Source organism: Micromonospora ferruginea, from assembly GCF_013694245.2.
In the GTDB taxonomy this organism is placed as follows: domain Bacteria; phylum Actinomycetota; class Actinomycetes; order Mycobacteriales; family Micromonosporaceae; genus Micromonospora; species Micromonospora robiginosa.
This window is the reverse complement of record NZ_CP059322.2, coordinates 1,210,604-1,231,522: the sequence shown is the minus strand read 5'-3', so window position 1 is coordinate 1,231,522 and position 20,919 is coordinate 1,210,604. Positions and strand designations below refer to the sequence as shown.

At 72.2% G+C, this 20,919-nt stretch carries 13 protein-coding genes; 10 read left to right on the top strand and 3 right to left on the bottom strand.

Annotated features, from left to right (window positions below):
• Positions 1–42 precede the first annotated feature (42 nt).
• The 5 genes from H1D33_RS05465 to H1D33_RS05445 all read left to right on the top strand — a co-directional run bounded on the left by H1D33_RS05465 (position 43) and on the right by H1D33_RS05445 (position 7,308).
• Positions 43–1,356, top strand: a complete 1,314-nt coding sequence (locus H1D33_RS05465; RefSeq protein ID WP_307755352.1) for a CaiB/BaiF CoA transferase family protein — start codon at positions 43–45, stop codon at positions 1,354–1,356.
• Positions 1,356–2,261: a hydroxymethylglutaryl-CoA lyase gene (locus H1D33_RS05460; RefSeq protein WP_181569098.1), complete on the top strand. Its 906-nt coding sequence runs from the start codon at positions 1,356–1,358 to the stop codon at positions 2,259–2,261. Before H1D33_RS05465 ends, H1D33_RS05460 begins: the two co-directional genes overlap by 1 nt.
• The gene (locus H1D33_RS05455) at positions 2,258–2,890 is read left to right on the top strand and encodes a GntR family transcriptional regulator (protein ID WP_181569099.1); all 633 of its coding nucleotides are present in this window, start codon (positions 2,258–2,260) and stop codon (positions 2,888–2,890) included. Before H1D33_RS05460 ends, H1D33_RS05455 begins: the two co-directional genes overlap by 4 nt.
• Before the next feature lie 410 nt (positions 2,891–3,300).
• Positions 3,301–6,666, top strand: coding sequence for a CARDB domain-containing protein (locus tag H1D33_RS05450; protein ID WP_181569100.1), 3,366 nt, complete (start codon positions 3,301–3,303; stop codon positions 6,664–6,666).
• 156 nt (positions 6,667–6,822) lie between these two features.
• Positions 6,823–7,308: a hypothetical protein gene (locus tag H1D33_RS05445; RefSeq protein ID WP_181569101.1), complete on the top strand. Its 486-nt coding sequence runs from the start codon at positions 6,823–6,825 to the stop codon at positions 7,306–7,308.
• 168 nt (positions 7,309–7,476) lie between these two features.
• On the opposite strand, the gene H1D33_RS05440 is transcribed toward H1D33_RS05445, so the two are convergent.
• Positions 7,477–8,793 carry a family 43 glycosylhydrolase gene (locus H1D33_RS05440; protein ID WP_181569102.1) on the bottom strand — a complete coding sequence of 439 codons (1,317 nt, stop codon included), beginning with the start codon at positions 8,791–8,793 and terminating at the stop codon, positions 7,477–7,479.
• 181 nt (positions 8,794–8,974) lie between these two features.
• On the opposite strand from H1D33_RS05440, the gene H1D33_RS05435 reads away from it, so the two are divergent.
• From H1D33_RS05435 to H1D33_RS05420, 4 genes are all read left to right on the top strand, one after another.
• Positions 8,975–11,122 carry a discoidin domain-containing protein gene (locus tag H1D33_RS05435; RefSeq protein WP_181569103.1) on the top strand — a complete coding sequence of 716 codons (2,148 nt, stop codon included), beginning with the start codon at positions 8,975–8,977 and terminating at the stop codon, positions 11,120–11,122.
• 286 nt (positions 11,123–11,408) lie between these two features.
• Positions 11,409–13,241: a VWD domain-containing protein gene (locus H1D33_RS05430; protein ID WP_181569104.1), complete on the top strand. Its 1,833-nt coding sequence runs from the start codon at positions 11,409–11,411 to the stop codon at positions 13,239–13,241.
• A 167-nt stretch (positions 13,242–13,408) separates the two neighbouring features.
• Positions 13,409–14,203 (top strand): alpha/beta fold hydrolase, encoded by a 795-nt coding sequence (locus tag H1D33_RS05425; protein WP_181569105.1) that lies wholly within the window; start codon positions 13,409–13,411, stop codon positions 14,201–14,203.
• A 257-nt stretch (positions 14,204–14,460) separates the two neighbouring features.
• The gene (locus H1D33_RS05420) at positions 14,461–15,714 is read left to right on the top strand and encodes a low temperature requirement protein A (RefSeq protein WP_181569106.1); all 1,254 of its coding nucleotides are present in this window, start codon (positions 14,461–14,463) and stop codon (positions 15,712–15,714) included.
• A gap of 15 nt (positions 15,715–15,729) precedes the next feature.
• On the opposite strand, the gene H1D33_RS05415 is transcribed toward H1D33_RS05420, so the two are convergent.
• Together H1D33_RS05415 and H1D33_RS05410 are read right to left on the bottom strand one after the other, a co-directional pair.
• A complete protein-coding gene (locus H1D33_RS05415; protein WP_181569107.1) occupies positions 15,730–18,699 on the bottom strand; it encodes an AfsR/SARP family transcriptional regulator in 2,970 nt (989 codons plus the stop codon).
• 333 nt (positions 18,700–19,032) lie between these two features.
• Positions 19,033–19,629: a hypothetical protein gene (locus H1D33_RS05410; protein ID WP_181569108.1), complete on the bottom strand. Its 597-nt coding sequence runs from the start codon at positions 19,627–19,629 to the stop codon at positions 19,033–19,035.
• A gap of 43 nt (positions 19,630–19,672) precedes the next feature.
• Here H1D33_RS05410 and H1D33_RS05405 point away from each other — a divergent pair, with 43 nt between their 5' ends.
• Positions 19,673–20,848, top strand: a complete 1,176-nt coding sequence (locus H1D33_RS05405; RefSeq protein WP_181569109.1) for a hypothetical protein — start codon at positions 19,673–19,675, stop codon at positions 20,846–20,848.
• Positions 20,849–20,919 lie beyond the last annotated feature (71 nt).

Below are 20,919 nucleotides of genomic sequence, written 5' to 3'. Positions count from 1 at the left end.
ATCACTTCTGATCAGGTGATTAGTTGTGACAGGGGTGGCAGCTTGCATGCAGAAGCTCACGGTGAGTGGCCGGACGATCGCAGGCCTGAACCGTTGTCAGATCCCTTCGATCCGCCTAGATTGCATACAGTGTCTGACGTTGGAGGTCGCATGGCGACGAACACCGAGCTACCACTGGCCGATCTGCGCGTGGTCGAGATGGGGCAGTTGCTGGCCGGGCCGTTCTGCGGGCAGCTTCTCGGCGACTTCGGCGCCGAGGTCATCAAGATCGAGGACCCGAGGGCCGGTGACCCGATGCGCCAGTGGGGCCGGGAGAAGCCGCACGGCATGTCCCTGTGGTGGCCGATCGTGGCCCGCAACAAGAAGTCGATCACCGTCAACCTGCGCAGCCCGGACGGGCAGGAACTGGTCCGGCGGCTGCTCGCCGAGGCCGACGTGCTGCTGGAGAATTTCCGTCCCGGCACCCTCGAACGGTGGGGCCTGCCCCCCGAGACGCTCTGGGAGATCAATCCCCGCCTCGTGATCACCCGCGTCAGCGGGTACGGCCAGACCGGCCCCTACGCCGGCCGCGCCGGCTTCGGATCGATCGGCGAGGCGATGGGCGGCATCCGGCACGTCACCGGCGATCCCGACCGCCCACCGGCGCGCTCCGGCATCTCTCTCGGTGACTCCCTCGCCGCCGTCTTCGCGGCACTGGGCACCCTCGTAGCCCTGCACGATCGCTGCCGTACCGGCCGTGGACAGGTCGTCGACACCGCGATCTACGAAGCGGTCCTGGCGATGATGGAATCACTGCTGCCCGAATGGGTGATCGCCGGCTACCGGCGCGAACGCACCGGCGCCGTGCTCCCCAACATCTCCCCCAGCAACGTCTACCCGACCAGAGACGGCGAGAGTGTGCTGATCGCGGCCAACCAGGACAGCGTGTTCCGCCGGTTGACCGAGGTGATGGGGCGCGCCGAGCTGGCCGACGACGAACGCTTTCGCGCCCACGACGCGCGCGGTCGCAACATGGCGCTGATCGACGACATCATCGCCGAATGGTCGGTCACCCTGTCCGCCGACGAACTGCTCGACCGCCTGAGTACCCACGGTGTGCCGGCCGGCCGCATCTACACCGCGGAGGACATGCTCACCGACCCTCACTTCCTGGCGCGTGAGGCAATCGTCCGCATGGCCGCACCGGGCCTGGGCGACGTTCCCATGCAGAACGTCGCGCCCCGCCTGAGCCACAGCCCCGGCACCGTCCGCCACACCGGCCCGGCTCTGGGTGAGCACAACGACGAGGTGTTCGGCAAGCTGCTCGGCCTGACCGCCGACCGGGCCGCCGAACTCCGGGCGGCCGGGGTCATCTGATGGTCGTCGAGATCGTCGAGGTCGGCCCGCGCGACGGACTGCAGAACGAGGCGGTCGTGGTGTCCACCGACCTGAAGATCGAGTTCGTTCGCCTGCTGGCCGCCGCCGGCGCCCGACGCATCGAGGTCACGAGCTTCGTCCGTCCCGACCGGGTCCCCCAACTCGCCGACGCCGAGGCCGTCCTCGCGGGCCTGCGCCTGCCCGACGTCACGACCAGCGCCCTGGTTCTCAACGAGCACGGACTGCGCCGAGCCCACGCCGCCGGCGTCGACGAGGTCAACCTGGTCGTCGTCGCCTCCGACACGTTCTCCGCACGTAACCAGGGCACCGGCACCGCCGCCGCGATGGCTACCGCGGGCCGCCTCGCCGGCCAGGCCAAGGACGCCGGCATCAGGGTGACGCTCACCATCGGCGCCGCCTTCGGCTGCCCCTTCGAGGGGGAGGTGGATCCGGGCCGTGTGCTCGATCTCGCCGCCCAGGCACACGCCGTCGACGCCGATGAGGTCTGCCTGGCCGACACCATCGGCGTGGCCACGCCCGGACGGGTGTCCACACTGGTCCACGCGGTCCGGGAGGTGACCTCGCTGCCCATCCGGTGCCACTTCCACAACACCCGCAACAGCGGCTACGCGAACGCCTACGCCGCCCTCGCCGGCGGCGCCGTCGCGCTCGACGCCAGCAGCGGCGGCATCGGCGGCTGCCCGTTCGCGCCCCGGGCCACCGGCAACATCGCCACCGAGGACCTGGCTTGGGCGCTGCACCGCGACGGCCACCGCACCGGCCTGGACATCCCCGCCCTGCTGCGGGCCACCGCGCTCATCGAACGTACGCTCGGTAGGCGGACCCCGGCGCTACTGGCCCGCACGGACCCATTCCCGATTCCGAAGGCGACGACGCAGCAGTGAACGCGGTCGAACACGCATACGCCGCACTGCGCCAGGGCATCCTGGACGGCACCTACGCACCGGGCGCCCAACTGGCCGAGGTCGAGCTGGCCACCAGTCTCGCGGTGAGCCGTACCCCTGTCCGCGAGGCGATCCGCCGACTGCACTCCGAGGGGCTGATCGACGTCTTCCCCAACCGGGGCGCCTACGTGCGGCGCTGGTCCCGGGCCCAACTGGACGAGCTGTTCTCGGTACGCGCCCTGCTGGAGGGACACGCGGCCGCGCTCGCGGCACACCACGCCACCGATGAGCAACGTGCCGCCATGGCCGCCCTCTGCGACGACATGGACACCGCCGCGACCCCGCACGGCGCCGACATCCAGGTCGTGGCGGCCCTCAACGACCGCTTCCACGCCCTTGTCCACGAGGCGTCCGACAACTCACTGCTTCCCGGCATGATCCGGGGCCTGATCCAGGTTCCCGTCGTGGTCCGGACCTTCGTGGGCTACTCCCCCAACCGGTTGCAGATCAGCATGCAGCAGCACCGCGAGATCCTGACAGCGATCCGCAGCCACGACGCTCCGTGGGCCGAGTCCGCGATGCGCACCCACATCCTGTCGGCGCGGCACGAACTCGACAGCTCCGTCTAGGTCCCGTCGCCCAGTTGGGCCCGCTCCGTTCCCGGATGCCGCCCCGCCCGCTCACGTTCCCCGCGTAGCGCTCGATGGCACCCACGCACGCCTCCCGCACGTCCTGAGTCGATAGGCGCGACGGCACCGGTGGCGGCGTCACCGCACCTCGCCCCCTCAGGATCCCGCCTATGACGGAGGACGGTCGGTCCTCCTCCACGGGCCTTCTTCCTCGCCACCGTTGACGTGCCGGCCATCCATCTGAAACATTGACGTCTGTCCTTGCAAAAACTAGCTCGAAGAACGAAAGAATGCGGCTAAGGGCCGGAAGAAGGCGTGCGGCATGCCGATGTGGTGCGGGCACCGCACTCCCGCGCACGCCCCCTCGCGCCGCGAACCCCCACCTCCACCCCCACCGATCGAAGGACTCGATGACCCCGAAGAATCACCGCCGACGGCTCGTCACAGGGCTCACCGCAGCCCTGCTGGCCGGCCTGTCGGCCCTCGCGCCCACCCCGGCCTCGGCGGCCGGCGGGGCCAACCTCGCCGCCGGCAAGGCCGTGACCACCAGCGGTTCGGTCGAGAGCTACGTCGGAAGCAACGTCACCGACGGCAACCAGCAGACGTACTGGGAGAGCCCCTCCCACGCGTTCCCGCAGTGGGTGCAGGTCGACCTCGGCGCCGGCGTCGCAGTCGACCAGGTCAAGCTCAAGCTGCCGGCGTCGGCCGCCTGGGCGACCCGCACCGAGACGCTGACCGTGCAGGGCAGCACCGACGGAAGCAGCTTCAGCACCCTCTCCCCCTCGGCCGGGCGGGTCTTCGACCCGGCCACGGGCAACACGGTGACGATCGACTTCACCGCCGCGACCGTCCGCTACCTACGGCTGACCGTCACCGGCAACACCGGATGGCCCGCCGCCCAGATCGCCGAGTTGGAGATCTACGGCGTCGCTGGTCAGGGTGGCGGCGACCCGGGCACACCCGCCGGCAGCAACCTGGCCGCCGGCAAACCCGTCGACGCGTCCTCGTCGGTCTTCACGTTCGTCGCCGCCAACGCCACCGACAGCAGCCCCACCTCGTACTGGGAGTCCAACGGTCTCCCGGCGACCCTGACCGTCAAGCTGGGCGCCGACGCCGACGTCACCGCGATCGTGGTCAAGCTCAACCCGGACCCGGTCTGGGGCGCCCGTACCCAGACCATCGAGGTACGAGGCCGCGCCCAGACCGCCACCACCTTCACGTCCCTGAAGGCCGCGGCGGCCTACGGCTTCGACCCGTCCGGCAACCGCAACTCGGTGACGATCCCGGTCACCGCGCGGGTCGCCGAGGTGCAGCTCAGGTTCACCGGCAACACCGGAGCGCCCGGGGCGCAGGTCGCCGACCTGCAGGTCCTCGGCGGCTGGGCGCCGAACCCGGACCTGGTCGTGACCGCGGCGAGTTGGAGCCCCACCGCGCCGAGCGAGGCCACCCCGCTCACGCTGAACGCGACGGTCAAGAACAGCGGGAGCGCCACCGCGGCCGGCACCAAGGTCGACTTCAAGCTCAACGGCGGCGTCGTCGCCAGCGGCACGGTCGGCTCGCTGGCCGCCGGAGCCACGACCACCGTGTCGGCGAGCGCACCGGCGCAGGCCATCGGGACCTACACCCTCGTCGCGGTGGTCGACCCGGCGGACACCGTCGCCGAGCAGAACAACGACAACAACAGCTTCACCACGTCCGCGCCGCTGGTCGTCGGCCAGGCACCCGGCCCGGACCTCCAGGTCCTCGCCATCGGCAGCAACCCGCCGAGTCCCGCCGTCGGCGCCACCGTGACGTTCTCCGTCAGCGTCCGCAACCGGGGCACCAGCCCCGCCGCCGCCAGCGTCACCCGGCTCACCGTCGCCGGCACCGTCCTGAACACCAGCACCGCGGCGCTGGCTGCCGGAGCGACCGCCACCGTGGCCGTGACCGGAAGTTGGACGGCGACCGCGGGTGGCGTGACGCTGACCGCGACCGCGGACGCCACCGGCGTCGTCACCGAAACCAACGAGACGAACAACTCGCTCTCCCAGACCATGGTGGTGGGTCGCGGCGCGGCGACGCCCTGGGTGGAGTACGAGGCCGAGGCCGCCCGCTACCAGGGCACCCTGCTCGAAGCCGACGCGCTGCGCACCTTCGGCCACACCAACTTCGCCACCGAGTCCTCCGGCCGCAAGTCGGTCCGGCTGACCAGCACCGGCCAGTTCGTCGAGTTCACCTCGACCAACCCGGCCAACTCGATCGTCGTGCGTAACTCCATCCCCGACGCGCCCAACGGCGGGGGACTGACCGCCAGCCTCAGCCTCTACGTCAACGACACGCTCGTCCAGAAGCTGACGCTGTCCTCCCGCAACAGTTGGCTCTACGGCACCTCCGACGACACCGAGTCGCTCTCGAACACCCCGCAGGCCGACGCCCGGCGGCTGTTCGACGAGTCGCACGCACTCCTCGCCCAGTCGTACCCCGCCGGCACCCGGTTCCGGCTGCAACGCGACGCGACCGACACCGCGTCCTTCTACATCGTCGACCTGATCGACCTGGAGCAGGTCGCGCCACCGGCGAGCAAGCCGGCGGAGTGCACCTCGATCACCGCCTACGGCGCCGTCCCCAACGACGGCATCGACGACACCGCCGCCATCCAGCGGGCCGTGACCGACGACCAGAACGGTGTCATCGGCTGCGTCTGGATCCCGGCCGGGCAGTGGCGGCAGGAGCAGAAGATCCTCTCCGCCGACCCCAACCGCGGGCAGTACAACCAACGGGGGATCCGCAACGCCACGATCCGGGGCGCGGGCATGTGGCACTCGCAGCTCTACACCGAGACCGAGCCGCAGAACGTGGTGGGCAACATCAACCACCCGCACGAGGGCAACGTCGGCTTCGACATCGACGACAGCACCACCATCTCGGACCTCGCGATCTTCGGTATGACCACCAACCGCGCCAACCGTGGGCACGGCCTCAACGGACGATTCGGCAAGAACACGAAGATCAGCAACGTCTGGATCGAGCACGTCAACGTGGGCGCCTGGGTGGGACGCGACTACTCCGACACGCCCGCCTACTGGAATCCCGGAGACGGTCTCGAGTTCACCGGGATGCGTATCCGCAACACCTACGCCGACGGCATCAACTTCTCCAACGGCACCCGAAACTCGCGGGTGTTCAACTCGACCTTCCGCACCACCGGGGACGACTCACTCGCCGTCTGGGCCAACCCCCGCGTCAAGGACACCACCGTGGACGTGGCCCACGACAACCGCTTCCTCAACAACACCGTGCAACTGCCCTGGCGGGCGAATGGCGTCGCGATCTACGGCGGTTACGGGAACACGGTCGAGAACAACCTGATCGCCGACACCATGAACTACCCCGGGATCATGCTGGCGACCGACCACAGCCCGCTGCCGTTCTCCGGCACGACGCTGGTCGCCAACAACGGGCTCTACCGGTGCGGCGGCGTGTTCTGGAACGAGGACCAGGAGTTCGGCGCCATCACCCTCTTTCCGGCCAGCGGCGACATCACCGGCGTCACCATCCGCGACACCGACGTCATCGACTCCACCTACGACGGCATCCAGTTCAAGAACGGCGGCGGCAGCACGCCGAACGTCACGATCAGCAACGTCCGCATCGACCGGTCGAACAACGGCGCGGGCATCCTCGCGATGAGCGGCGCCCGGGGCAGCGCCGCGCTGACCAACGTGACCATCAGCAACTCCGCCGACGGTGACATCGTCAAGCAGCCCGGCTCCACCTTCACCATCACCGGCGGCTGATCCCGGCCCCGCCCGGCGAGACGGGCGACGCGGTGGTCCGGGTGCCGGTCGGCGCCCGGACCACCGTGCGTCCCGCGCGGCCATCACCTGACCTCGCCGGTGAGATCGGCACGAACGTCGCGCGGTACGTTGACCGTCTTCGCTACGGTCCCGGCCATGCGAAAGATCGTCGGACTTCTTCTCGTCCTCTACAGCGTGCTACTGGGGTTCTCGGTCACCCTGCCGCTCGTCGCGTCGGTCGCGGGACCCAAGGTCTCGGCCGTCACGGTCGTCGACCCGGCCGCCTGCGACGGTGCGATCGGCTTCGCCCCGCTCGCCGGAATCCCGCAACGATGCGACGTCACGTGGACCACCGCGCAGGGGGACGCGACCGGCACGATCTACGGAAAGACCGTCGACCACCTGACCGCCGGGTCGAACACCCCGACCTCGGCCGTTCACCAACTGGGCAATTTCGCCTTCACCGCGCCGGTGGGCGACACCGAACTCATGATGGCGTTCCTGGCGCCACCGATTCTGTTCCTCGGTCTGCACGCCCTGGCCCGCAAGCGCCGTAGCCGCCGCCACCGCCGCCATGGCTTCGACCTCGACCTCGACGACGATGACGACGACAGCGACGACGGAGACGACGGAGACGACTGACCCCGCCCGCTGCAGCACCTGTCCCGCGAATGGCTCGGGCCTTCCCGAGATCGCCTCCAGATTCTCAGCCAGCGACCGTTCCGTCAGCCGGCGCGCTCACGCTCGCGGCGCGCCGGGCCGTGCGGTGGAGTCCTGACGCAGGGGGAGCGGCCAGGCCGCCAACCGTGGTCAGGCGATCTCCAGGTAGTCGAGTTCCGCCCAGCGGCTCCGCCGGGTCAGGCGCAGCGTGTTCCAGCCGGCGTTCAACACCACGTCCGCGCGGGCCTGCCGCCACGTCTCCCACCCGGTGTTCGGGTACGCGACCACCTGGCCGGCGCCGCCGTTGACGGTCAGCGTGTGTTCCGCGTCGCCGTAGCCGGCGGAGTAGCCGACGTAGGCGGTGTAGCCGCCGGCGCGCGGCGCGAAGACGCCGACCTCGACCCAGCTGTCGGCATAGTCGAGGTAGGCCGCCACCTGTCCCTGCGAGGCGGTCGTGGTGCTGCGGACGGCGCAGTGGTGGAGCGTGCCCCGCTCGGCCTCGTAGCGGACCCGGCTGCCGCGCACGACCGGGTTGTCCCCGGCCCAGCCGAGGTCGGCGACGTACATGCCGCGCGCGGAGTAGTTGTTCAGCCATCCGTGGAAGACCAGCCGGTCCCCGCCTGCCTCGCGCACCACGTCGGCGCCGCCCGGCCCCCGCACGGCCCCGTCGAAGCTGGCGGTGGTCAGCAGGGACCGGTACGCCTTGGTGTAGGGGCCGGCCAGCGACGTGGCGCTGGCGTAGCTGGTCTGATAGCCGTCACCGCCGTATCCGCCGAGGGAGTAGAAGAGCACATAATGCGAGCCCACCCGGGTCAGCACGGGCGCCTCGACGACGCCGGCCTCCTCCGCCCGACCGCTGCGCAGCAACTCGATCCGCCCGCCCTGAAGCGTCACTCCGTCGGCGGCGACCGCCTGCGCCCACAGGCTCGTCGGCTGCCCGACGGCGTTGCCGTCGTCCTTGTAGAGCAGGTATCGCCGCCCGTCGGTGTCGACGAAGCTCGACGGGTCGATGTCACCGCCCTCGGCCGGGTCGCACACCAGCGGGCCGGACCCGACCGGCGTGAAGGGACCCAGCGGCGAGGTTGAGGTCGCCGCGCCGATGCATTGACGGCCGGCGGACCGGCTGCGCGCGGTGTAGTAGAGCAGGTAGGTCCCGTCGCCCCGGCGGGACACGTCCGGCGCCCAGGTGAGGCCGCCCGAGGCCCAGGCCCCGAGCACCGGCAGCGCGTCGGCGCGCCGGGTCCACGGGCCGGTGAGGGCCGACGCGGTGGCCACCGGCACGTTGCCGTTGCCGTTGTTGGTCGAGTAGGCGTGATAGGTGTCGCCGGCCTTGAGGATGTCGGGATCCGGGAAGTCGGTGCCGAGCGCCAGAGTCGGCGTCCTGGTCGCCGCGCCGGCGGGCGCGGCGACCAGGACGCACGAGGCGGCGACGAGCGCGGCCAGGAGTCGGGCGAGGGGACGTCGCATACCCCAATGCAACCACAGATGTCGATGCGCTGGCGCGGGGCGATGTGGTTCCGGAACCGACGGATTTCCTTGACATGCGCCCGTCCCGCGCCGACCCTGGTCGCCAGGGAGCGCTCTCCATCGCTGGTCACGGCCGATCGGCGAACCATTCTCCGGCCACCGCCCGCTCCTGGAGACGCCCATGAACCACCACCTCGTCCGCACCGTCGACCCGCCGTCGCGTACCCGTCGCCGCCTCGTCGCCGCCGTCCTCGCGGCGACGCTGATCGCCACCCTGACCGGCCTCGCCGCCGGTCCGGCCCAGGGCGCCGATCCGCTGCTCTCCCAGGGCCGACCCGTCACCGCCTCGTCCACGCAGAGCGCCGCCTTCCCCGCCTCGGCAGCGGTGGACGGCGACCCCGGCACCCGCTGGTCCAGCGCGGCCGCCGACCCCCAGTGGCTCAGCGTCGACCTCGGCACCGCCGCCACCGTCAGCCAGGTGGTGCTCACCTGGGAGGCCGCCTACGCCACCGCCTACCAGGTCCAGGCCTCCACCGACGGCGCCACCTGGACGACGCTGCGCGCCGTCACCGGCGGCGACGGCGGCGTCGACACGCTCGCCGTCGCCGGCACGGGACGACACGTGCGGGTCGTCACCACCGCCCGGGGGACCGCCTACGGGGTGTCGCTCTGGGAGTTCCAGGTGTACGGCACGAGCACCGCCACCGGATGCGACACCACCGGCAACGCCGCGCTGAGCCGCCCGGCCACCGCCTCGTCGACCGAGAACGCCGCGCTGCCCGCCTCGGCGGCGGTGGACGGCAATCCCGGCACCCGCTGGTCCAGCGCCGCCGCCGACCCGCAGTGGCTGCGCGTCGACCTCGGCGCCGTGCGCGCCGTCTGCCGGGTCGACCTCACCTGGGAGGCGGCCTACGCGACGGCGTACCAGATCCAGCTCTCCGCCGACGGGGCCGCCTGGACCACCGTCTACGCCACCACCACCGGCGCCGGTGGCAGCCAACAGCTCACCGTGCCCGGGTCGGGCCGCTACCTGCGGGTCCTCGGCACCGCGCGGGCCACGGCGTACGGCTACTCGCTCTGGGAAGTCGCGGTCCGCACCACGGGAGCGACCCCGACGACACCGGCGCCGACGACGCCGCCACCGTCCGGCGGCGACGTGCTGCTGTCCTACGGCAAGCCGGCCGTCGCGTCCTCCTACCAGGACGACGGCGCCTGCTGGCAGTGCTCGCCGGCGCGGGCGTTCGACCTGGACCCGGCCTCACGGTGGGCGACGAGCGCCACCACCGGCTGGGTGGACCCGGGTTGGATCTACGTCGACCTCGGGGCCACCGCGACCGTGCACCGGGTGGTCCTCCAGTGGGACGCGGCCTACGCCACCGCGTACCAGCTCCAGACCTCGACGGACGCGACCACCTGGACCACGATCTACCGCACCACGAGCAATCCGGGCTTCCGGCAGGATCTCACCGTCACCGGCACCGGCCGGTACGTGCGGATGTACGGCACCGCCCGCAGCAACGGGTACGGATACTCGCTGTGGGAATTCCAGGTGTACGGCACCGGGGGCGCACCGACCGCTCCCCCGGCCCGGCCCGCCGACCCGACGTTCCCGGCCACCACCCTCGTCTTCGCCGACGAGTTCGACGGTCCGGCCGGCACCCGCCCGGACGCCGCGAAGTGGACGGTCGACCCGGGCACCGGTCAGAACAACGAGTCGCAGTACTACACCGACAACGCCAACGCGGCGATGAACGGCGCCGGCCAACTCGTGATGGAGGCCCGTCGGGAGAACGCCGGCGGGCGCGCCTACACCTCGCACCGGATGAACACCGGCACGAAGTTCCAGGTGCAGTACGGCCGGATCGAGTCGCGGATCAAAGTGCCCAAGGGCAACGGCCTCTGGCCGGCGTTCTGGATGATGGGCGGTGACTTCCTCACCGGCCGGCCGTGGCCGTACAACGGCGAGATCGACATCATGGAGATCCTCGGCCGTGACACCTACCGCAGCTACACCACCCTGCACGCGCCCGCCTACAACGGCGGGGGCGGCTACGGCCAGGAGCACGTCTGGCCCGTCGACCTGTCCGCCGACTTCCACGTCTACGCCGTCGAGTGGGACAGCCGGGGCATGCGCTTCCTCGTCGACGGCACGCAGGTGTTCTACGCCAGCAAGGACACGGTGGAGACGACCCGCGGCCCGTGGGTGTTCGATCATCCCTTCTACCTGATCCTCAACCTGGCCGTCGGCGGTGACTGGCCGGGCCCGCCGGACGCGTCGACGCCGTTCCCGGCGCGAATGCTCGTCGACTACGTGCGCGTGTACCGGTGACGCGCGGGGCGCGGGGCGGACCGACCGCCCCGCGCCCCCGTGGGGCCACCCGTGGCCCGCTGACGACGCGCGCTGTCGACCGACCCATCATCGACCGGCCCGGACGTCGCGTCGCGGACACTGTCCGTGCCCGGACACTGGCGGTCAGGCGACAGCATCCGGAGCGATCATCGCAGTGAACATTTCCTGCCTGTCACAACATCGTCACAACGCGTATACAGACTTCCGTCGATGGTTGCCTTCTCGTGTCCGGCGACGTCACTGCCGGCTGGCGAAGGGATCGGCGATGGGGCTTTTCGCACGAACACGCGGGGCGACCCGCAGGTTGACCGGCGTCACGACGCTGGCGGTGCTGATCGCGGTGGGCGGCTCGGCCGCGACGGCGTACGCGGCGCCCTCCCCCACGAATCTCAGGGCATGGCAGGCGGAGATCACGAACGTCCCGCACCCGTCGGCGAAGGGGTGCTTCACCGCCGACTACCCCCGACTGGCCTGGCAGAAGTCCGACTGCGTCACCGCACCGGCGATCCCGATGACCCCCAAGCGCAGCATCCGACCGCTGGTGGTGGGCAACGGCAACGACATCTCCGCCCAGGCGCCGAGCGGATTCATCTCCGAGTCGTCCGGCACGTTCGAGAACATCGTCAACGTGACGAGCGAGAGCTCGCCCATCGCCAACGCCGGGCCGCCCGTCGCCGACGCCTACACCCTCCAGATCAACACCGACTTCTTCACCAGCACGGCCTGCGCCGGATCGCCCAACCTCGGGTGCCGGGGCTGGGAGCAGTTCGTCTACGCCAACAACGGCTCCAGCGGCCAGGTGTTCATCCAGTACTGGCTGCTGCAGTACAACGCGGCCTGCCCGGCCGGCGGCTGGACCCAGTTCTCGTTCACCGGCGACCCGGACATCTACTGCTACCGCAACAGCCCCGGTGCGACCGCCGTACCCAACCAGCCGATCACCAACCTGGGCGCGCTGCGGCTGACCGGCACGGTCAGCGCGACCAGTGACAGCGCCACCCTGTTCGTCGGTGCGACCGCCTACACCGCGGCGGGCTCCAATTCGGTCAACGCGGCGGCCGGCTGGACCACGTCGGAGTTCAACGTGTTCGGCTACGGCGGCAACGCCGACGGCGGGGGCGCGGCCACCTTCAACGCCGGCGCGTCGCTCAACGTCCGCACGAGGATCACCTACGGGGGCACCGCGGCGCCCATCTGCGCGGCCCAGGGCTTCACCGGCGAGACCAACAACCTCAACTTCGGCTCACCCGCGCCGGCCGCCACCGCGCCCGGCCCGGCGGTCGTCTTCGTGGAGAACACCGCCGGCGGCGCGGCGACCAACTGCGCGGCGGCCTCCGTCATCGGCGACACCCACCAGCACACGTTCGCCGGCCTGCTGTACGACTTCCAGGCCTCCGGCGACTTCGTCGAGGCGCAGGCCGGCAGCGGCTTCGAGGTGCAGACCCGCAAGGCGTCCGGCGCGCCGACCTGGCCCAACGCCTCGGTCGACCGCTCGGTCGCCGCGCGGATGGGCAGCACCAAGGTGGCCCTGTGCGACGGCAAGAGCCTCGTGGTGGACGGCCGGACCAGGGACCTTCCGTCCGACGGCGCCCTGCACCTGCCCTCCGGCGTGGACATCCACCGGATCGGCAACGTCTACGTGGTCACCGACGCCGGCGGCAACAGCATCCGAGTGACGGTCAACAGCGGCTACATCGACGTGTCGGTCGGCCTCGGCACCTACCCGACCCCGGTGGTCGGCCTGCTCGGCAACCCCGACGGCGATCCCAAGCGCCTCGCCGCCAAGGACGGCACCCAGTTCGCCGTCCCGCTCACCTTCGACGATCTCTACCAGCGCTTCGGCGCCAGTTGGCGGGTCACCCCGACCCGGACCCTGCTGGCCCCCTGCGGCGCGGTCGCCTCGGGCAACCCGTCCGCGCCGTTCTTCGCCCGCGACCTCGGCGAGGACCTCCGCAAGCGGGCGGAGGCCACCTGCCTGCAGTACAAGGTCCGCCAGGAGTGGCTCGACGCCTGCGCGCTCGACGTCGCGGTGGTCGGCGGCCGAGCCGCCCTGACGTACGTCGGCCTGGTCCCACCGGTCGTCAACGGCAACCGGTAGCGGCGACGCGGAGGGCGGCCCGCACCCACGGGTCGCCCTCCGTTCCCGAGGACGCCCCGTCGCGCGACCCCGGCGGCGACGCGCAGACTGGCAACCGGTCCGCGCCCAGCGGAGCGGGTCACCGGCGGTCGCCGGCCGACCCGACGGACGACAGATCGGGTGACATCGTGAGCACCGGAGTGTGGCAACCGTTCCGGGGACCGCTGCACTACCTCGGACTGCCGGGCAGCGTGGCCCCGCCGATCTGGCGCGAGCACCGGATCACGCGCGAACTGGCCGCACTGCGCATGGCGCGTCCCGCTCCGCCGGCACCGCCCGAGCCGGGCGCGCCGGTGCTCGTCGTGCCCGGTTTCGCCGCCGGGGACGACCGGGTGGCGCTGCTGCGGCAGTGGTTGCGCGACGGCGGCTGGGACGCCCGCTCGACCGGGCTCACCGACGGTCGCCGCTGCTCCAGCCGGGACCTCGCGGTGGTCGAGGACGCCCTGCTGCGCATCCACGCCGAGACCGGCCGCCCGGTCACCCTGGTCGGGCACAGCCGCGGCGGGATGTTCGCCAAGGCGCTCGCCGTCCGCCACCCGCAGCGGGTACGGGCCCTGGTCACGCTCGGCTCCCCGCTGACCGACCCGTTCGGCATCCACCTGGCGGTCCGCCTGCTCACCCTGTGGATGGCCACCATGACCCGGCTCGGCCGCCGCGACTGGGTCCGCAACTGCCCCTTCGGCGACTGCTGCCGGCAGGTCCACGACGACGTCCTCGCGCCCGCTCCCCCGGGCCTGCCGTTCACCTCCATCGCCAGCCGCAGCGACGGCATCGTGTCCTGGCACGCCTCCCAGGACCCCGCCGCCCGCTGCGTCACCGTGGACAGCTCGCACGGCGGGATGGTCGCCCACCCGGACGTGTGGGCGGCGATCGCCACCGCCCTGACGACCAGCGACCCTGACGGGCGCACCTCGGGCGCGTAGCGCCACGCGCGTCGGGGCCGGACCGTCCCGGTCGAGCCCGTCACCGGGCGGGTCCGGGTTCGGCCGCGCCGCCCCGGTCAGCTCGCACGCGCCCGGCGGGCGGCCCGTCCCGTCGTCCGGCGCGCCGGAACTCGTCAGGCCGGGCACACCTCCTTCGTAGCACGCCGGCCACCACGGCGCGATCGATCATCCCGCCGGTCGGACGGCAGATCACGCGATCGGCTCCGGCCCGCCCCGCCGTACGCTTCGATGAGCGCATGGGCGCGCACCACGCGGGCGCGGGCGTCGGGCTGCTGCGGGACCGGCGCAGCGGTCAGCAGGCGACGTTCGCCGAGTTGTTCTTCGACCTGGTGGTGGTGTTCGCACTCACCCGGCTGGCCGCGCAGGCCGTACCCGGCCTGTCGGCCGACGCGCCGGGCGACAGGTGGCTGGCGGCCGCCCGTACGCTCCTGCTGTTCCTCCCCCTGACCTGGGCGTGGACCATCACGTCGTACGTGACCGCCCGCTTCGAGCCACGCCGCTCCGGGGTGCGCCTGGCGGTGGTGGTCAGCGCCTTCGGGCTCTTCATGATGGCCTCGGCCGTGCCCGCCGCGTTCGGGGCCCGCGGGATGATCTTCGCGCTGTCGTACGTCCTGCTGCAGATGGGCCGGACGCTGGGCTTCGGCCTCCTGCTGGGCGGCCACGGACTCCAACGCCTGTACTTCCGTGCCGGCGCCTGGTACTGCCTCGGCGCCATCCCCTGGCTGTGGGGCGCGACCACCCCGCCGGGCACGCGCACGGTGCTCTGGACCGTCGCCATCGCGGTGGATCTCGGCGCGGCCCGACTCGGCTGGCCGATTCCCCGACTCGGTCGCGGCCGGGCCGGGGCCTGGGAGACCGGGGGCGATCACCTGAGCGACAGGTACCGGCAGTTCCTGATGGTCGCCCTCGGCGAGGGCGTCATCTCGATCGGCGTCGCCTACACCAGCGAGGGCGCGCCCGAGGTGTCGCACACCTGCGTCGTGGTGGCGTCGTTCGTGACCACGGTCCTGCTGTGGCGGATCTACTTCTTCCGGTCCGGTGAGGTGCTCGCCGAGGCGGTCCGCCTGGCCCGGGACCGCGCCGCCTTCGGCCGCAAGGTGGCGTTCACCCACACCGTCATGATCTTCGGGATCGTGATGGTGGCGGTGGGTTACGGACTGGCGCTGGAACATCCCTTCGGACGGCCGTATCCGGTCTGGCTGGCCTTCGTGCTCGGCGGCCCGCTGATCTACCTGCTGGGACGCGCACGGCTGGAGCAGCTCGTCTTCGCGCGGCTGTCGCCCCGCCGGCTCGTCGGCGTCGGAAGCCTGATCCTGCTCGCCTGGCCGACCTACGCCGCCGGCCTGCTGATCGGCTCCGTCGCGGCCGCGGCGGTGCTGCTCCTCGTCGCGTTGCTCGACGCCCGCGCCGCGCTGCGCGTTCCCGACGAACAGCCGGTGCCCGCAGGTGGGCGCACCGACCAGGGGACGCCGGCACCACCGTCGCGGTGACCGAGGGAGCCGATCTCAACCGGGGGCGACGTCCTCATCCAGCACCGCCAGCGCGGCCTTCTCCACCAGCTCGTAGCCGTACTCCCGGGACATGGTCAACGCCTGCGACGCGAACGCGCGCGCCTCGTCGGTATCGGTCGCCCCGGGTAACCGGTGGGCCCGGGCCAGACCGATCAACGCCTGCGCCTCGGCGTGTCGGGCCCCGTCGCCCCGGGCCAGGGCGAGCACCTGGCGCAGGTGGTCGATCGCCGGGCCGGCGTCGCCGGCCCGTAGATCGAGGTCGGCCCGGGCGAGCAGGGCGTGCGCCTCGACCCACCGGTCGCCGACCTCACGGGCGATCCGTAGCGCCTCGGCCGCGTCGCGGCGTGCCCGGTCGAGGTCACCGGTCGCCCCGTGCACCGCCGCCAGCAGTCGCAGGGTGTCGGCCTCACAGCTGCGGGCGCGGGCCCGGCGGTGGGTGGCCAGCGCCCGGGCCAGCGGGGCCGACGCCTCGTCGTAGCGGCCGAGCAGCAGGTACGCCTCGCCCAGACAGCCGTGCGCGGTGCCCTGCCCGTGCCACTCGTCGACCTGGTTCTCCAGTTCGATGACCTGCTCGCAGTAGGTGACGGCCTCGGCCAGCCGGCCCTGCTGGAGACGGATGTTGCCGAGGTTGGCCAACCGCGCCAACTGGCCGGCGAACCGGCCGATCCTGGTGTCGATCTCCAGCGCCTCCAGGCTGTAGCGGGCGGCCAGGTCCAGCCTGCCGGTCTCGAACGACACGTGGGCGAGGTTGTTCAACGCGCTGCCCTCGCCCTCGGCCCAACCGCCGCGCCGGGCGAACCCGAGCGCCCGCCGGAAGTCGTCGAGCGCCTCGGCGTACCGGCTGGTGGCCAGCAGGACGGTGGCCCGGCTCAGGTGTGCGGCGGCCTGCCCCAGCGCGTCGTCGTCCGCTCGTGCGTACGCCAACGCGGCCTCGGTCACCGGCAGCCACGCCGCCGACGGCGAGGTGAAGTCCAGGTGCCACCGCAGGTGGTCGGTGAGCCGCCAGGCGGCCGTACGGTGCTCCGGCCCGGCGGCCACGACGGCGGCGATCATGTTGTCCCGCTCCGCCTCCACCCAGCTCAGCGCCGCGGCGCCGGTGGGGAACTCGACCCGGTGCCGCGCGCTCACCCCCGCCGGCAGCGGCAGCCGGACGACACTCGGATAGAGCAGGCCGGCGGCGTGGTCCATGGTGGACAGGTAGTGGTCGTACAGGCGGTCGAGCGCGGCCTCCCGGTCGGTGTCCTCGCCCGCGCCGCGTCGCCGGGCGTAGAGGCGGACCAGGTCGTGCCAGCGGTAGTGACCGGGAGCGGGCTGCTCCAACAGGTGGGCCCGGGCGAGGGCGTCGAGCAGCGGCTCCACCTCGGCCACCGGCACGCCGGCCAGGGCCGCCGCGGCCGGCGGGGTGACCACGTCCCCCGGAGCGACGCCCAGCAGCCGGAACACCCGGCGGGCGGCCGGTGGCTGCGCCTCGTACGACAGGTCGAAGGCGGCGACGGTGGCCGTCGCGGTGTCACCGGGAACACCGAGCACCGCCAGCCGGTCACCGGCGGCGAGCCGCTGGTTGTACCGCCCGATCGGGGTCAGCTCGGCGCGCAGGTTGGCGGCGGCGATGCGCATGGCCAGCGGAAGGTAGCCGCAGAGCCGGGCGAGTTCCGCCGTGTCCGGCCCGCCGGCCCCGGGCAGCAGCATGGCCAGCAGGTCGTCGGCCTCGTCCCGGGAGAGCACGTCCAGCCGCAGCCGGACCGCGCCCTCGCGGGCGGTCAGGCCACGCAGTTGCTCGCGGCTGGTCACCAGCACCATGCAGCCGGCGCCCCCGGGCAGCAGCGGACGGACCTGGTCGGGCTCCCCGGCGTTGTCGAGCACGACGAGGATCCGCCGCAGGGCGGTCACGCTGCGGTAGAGCCCGACCGCTTCGTCCGGCTCCGCCGGGATCTGGTCCACCGGTACGCCCAACGCCTGCAGGAATCCGGCGAGCGCGGCCATCGGGGTCACCGGTGGCCGGGGTGAGCTGCCGCGCAGGTCAACGTAGAGCTGGCCGTCGGGAAACCGGTCCCGCGCCGCATGTCCCCACCGAACGGCCAGAGCCGTCTTGCCGACCCCGGCCAGACCCGTGACGACCACCGGCGGCGCGGGCTGCTGGTCGGCGAGGGCGTCCAGGGCCGCCAGCGGCTCGCGGCGACCGGCGAAGTGCGTGGCCACGGCCGGCAACTGCGCCGGAGTCACCGGCCGGACGGCGGGCGCGGCGAGGCTCCGGTCGTCGGTGAGGACGGCACGTTCCACGTCCCGCAGCTCCGGTCCCGGCTCGATCCCGGTCTCGTCGACGAGCACGTCACGGACCCGGCGGTACGCCTCGAGCGCCTCGGCGCGCCGCCCGCAGCGGTAGAGCGACACCATCAGGTGTCGGCAGAGCCGCTCACGCGTCGGATGCGCGCCCGCGAGCGCGGCCAGTTCCTCGACGATCTCGGTGTGCTGGCCCAGCTCCAGTTGCGCGGCGAAGCGTTCCTCGTACGCCGCCAGTCGCAGTTGCTCCATGCGGGCCGCCTCCGCCGAGACGGTGAGCGTCTCGGGCACGTCGGCGAGCGCCGGGCCACGCCACAGCGCCAGACCGCCGGAGAGCTGCCGTACCGCGTCGGCGACCCGCCCCTCGGCGGCCTCCCGCTTCCCGGCGCGCACCATCCGCTCGAACACCTGGGTGTCGATCATGTCCTCGCCGGACACCAGCTCGTAGCCGGCCGCACGGCTGACCACGTCGCCGGCGTCACCGGCACGCAGCAGCCGGCGCAGACGCATGACGTACCCGTTGACGGCACTGGCCGCCGTCCGGGTGGGACGGCCGCCCCAGATCTCGTCGACCAGTCGATCCCTGCTCACCGGTCGCCCGGCCTCGGCCAGCAACACCGCCAGCACGATGCGGTGGTGCGGTGCCGTGACCGGCGCCCACTGCGCGCCGTCCCAGATCCGCATCGGTCCCAGCGCTCGTATCCGCACGACCAGTCCCACCGCCTCACTGCGGATTCATCGACGAATTATCACCCGTGACTACGTTCCACGCGAGGCGTAGGAGCACCGCGGTGCGACCGCCCACGCCCCCCCTGAGAGGAGACGCCAGCTCATGAGATCCGCGTTGCACCGAAGGGCAAGGGCATCGGGCGCGATCACCGCCGCCCTGGCGACGACGGCCGTCCTCACCCTCACCGTGGGGATCGGCGCCCGCGTCGCACCGCCCGCGCCGCTGACCATCAGCCCGGTGGCGGCCCAGCCCGGCGCCGACCCGGGGATCTGCACCCGCGACATCACCTACCGGGGGGTGCTCACCCGCTGGACCTTCGACCCCTGCGTCCCGGACGGGGAACCACTGCCCGCCGACGTGCACCAGGCGTTGGAGGAGGACTGGCAGGAGGAGAACGGCTGCCCATCGGCGACCCCGACCGCGACAGCGACCGCGACGGCGGCTCCGGTACGGCGGACCGTGGAGCCGGCCCCGGCCGAGTTGGCGCCGGCGACCTGGCCGAGCGGTCCCACCGGCAGCCCGAGCGGGTCGGTGTCGGGCAGCCCGAGCGCGACGGCGAGCACCAGCGCGAGCCCGAGCGGCAGCCCGTCGCCGTGTGCCAGCTCGTCGACCGGACCGAGCGGCAGCCCGAGCGGGTCGGCGTCGGGCAGCCCCAGCGGGTCGACCAGCCCGAGCGGCTCACCATCGGCCAGCCCCAGCGGATCGGCCAGCCCGAGCGGGTCGGCGTCGGCCAGCCCGAGCGGATCGGCCAGCCCGAGCGGGTCGGCGTCGGCCAGCCCCAGCGGGTCGACCAGCCCGAGCGGCTCACCGTCGGCCAGCCCCAGCGGATCGACCAGCCCCAGCGGCTCACCGTCGGCCAGCCCGAGTGAGTCGCCGACGGACACCCCGCCCCCCACCTACCCACCGACCGACCCGCCCACCGGCCCGGTGGACCCGCCGCCCAGCCCGACGCCCGGCCCGCCGTGCCCGGGCAACGCCGGCGACGAGAGGCTGGGCGAGGCGCGCAAGGACCGCTACTGCCCGCCGAACCGCACGCCGTCGCAGCCGGTGGTGCTCGTGGCCACCGGGGACTCGATCACCTCCGCCCATCTCCAGTTCCAGAACGCGTTCCCGATGGGCGCCTGCGTGGGCAACACGAGAGCCGACCTCCGCGGGTTGCCCGGCAACGACATGCTGTTCAGCTACGCCGGCAAGTACGCCGTCAACCGCGATCGCCGGGTGGTGGAGTACTACAACTTCGCCCGCACCGGCTACGGCACCCAGCAGATCCTCGGGGCGCCCGCCGGCTACCAGGACGCCTGCCGGAACCCCTGGGCCCGGAACTGGCCACCCGTCGAGCTGGCCACCCGGGCCATCCAGCAGGCCAAGACCGACCGGAAGGCCGCCTACTTCGTCAGCACCGGCGGGGTGAACAACACCACGTGGACGGGGCTGCTCAAGGCCCTCGCCAGTTGTGGGCTGATGGACCACTACCGCGAGCTGATGCAGACGTACTTCACCGAGCACAAGCTGCCGCTGCAGGCACAGATGGACTGGTTCGACCTGGCCGGCAACTACACCGCCAAGTCCAGGGTCATCGAGGGCGGCGCGTGTCACGGCAGGATCGTCGGTGACGTCACCGGGATCAAGTACATCCACCACCGGGTCGAGGTGCCCACCTGGGACGGCCCGGCCCTCTACCCCCAGATCAAGTCCGACGTCGAGGAGATTGTCGACGAAGTGCTCGGCGCCGGCGCCGACAAGGTGGTGTGGATGGGCTACTACGACATCAGCCCGGCCCGCTTCGACGTCGGCCGGCTCGCCGAGCAGTACCGGGTGAACCTCGCCCAGGAGCTGCACGGCTACCTGCCGGGTCAGATCCCCTCCCAGGAACGGGACCTGATCGACGACCCGGGGTGGAAGGCGACCGTCGCGCAGTGGACGAACCAGCTCAACCTGGTGATCCGCACCGGGTTGCCGGCGGACAACCCGAAGGTGCGGTTCGCGCCGGCGCCGGCGCTCGGGGTCAACGACCTCCAGAAGACCGCCTTCGGCGGATCCCCGCACCCCAACGAGTCGGGTCACGACAAGCTGGCCGCGGCGCTGGACACGACCTTCAACTGACCCCACCGGTCGCGGCCCGTCACCACCCGGTGGCGGGCCCCGACCGGCAGGCGGCCCGCACGGACGCCACC

Coding starts and splice junctions, on each gene's coding strand:
- H1D33_RS05460 (WP_181569098.1), top strand. CDS start 1,356: ATGGTCGTCGAGATCGTCGAGGTCGGCCCGCGCGACGGACTGCAGAAC.
- H1D33_RS05450 (WP_181569100.1), top strand. CDS start 3,301: ATGACCCCGAAGAATCACCGCCGACGGCTCGTCACAGGGCTCACCGCA.
- H1D33_RS05445 (WP_181569101.1), top strand. CDS start 6,823: ATGCGAAAGATCGTCGGACTTCTTCTCGTCCTCTACAGCGTGCTACTG.
- H1D33_RS05440 (WP_181569102.1), bottom strand. CDS start 8,793: ATGCGACGTCCCCTCGCCCGACTCCTGGCCGCGCTCGTCGCCGCCTCG.
- H1D33_RS05435 (WP_181569103.1), top strand. CDS start 8,975: ATGAACCACCACCTCGTCCGCACCGTCGACCCGCCGTCGCGTACCCGT.
- H1D33_RS05430 (WP_181569104.1), top strand. CDS start 11,409: ATGGGGCTTTTCGCACGAACACGCGGGGCGACCCGCAGGTTGACCGGC.
- H1D33_RS05420 (WP_181569106.1), top strand. CDS start 14,461: ATGGGCGCGCACCACGCGGGCGCGGGCGTCGGGCTGCTGCGGGACCGG.
- H1D33_RS05415 (WP_181569107.1), bottom strand. CDS start 18,699: ATGCGGATCTGGGACGGCGCGCAGTGGGCGCCGGTCACGGCACCGCAC.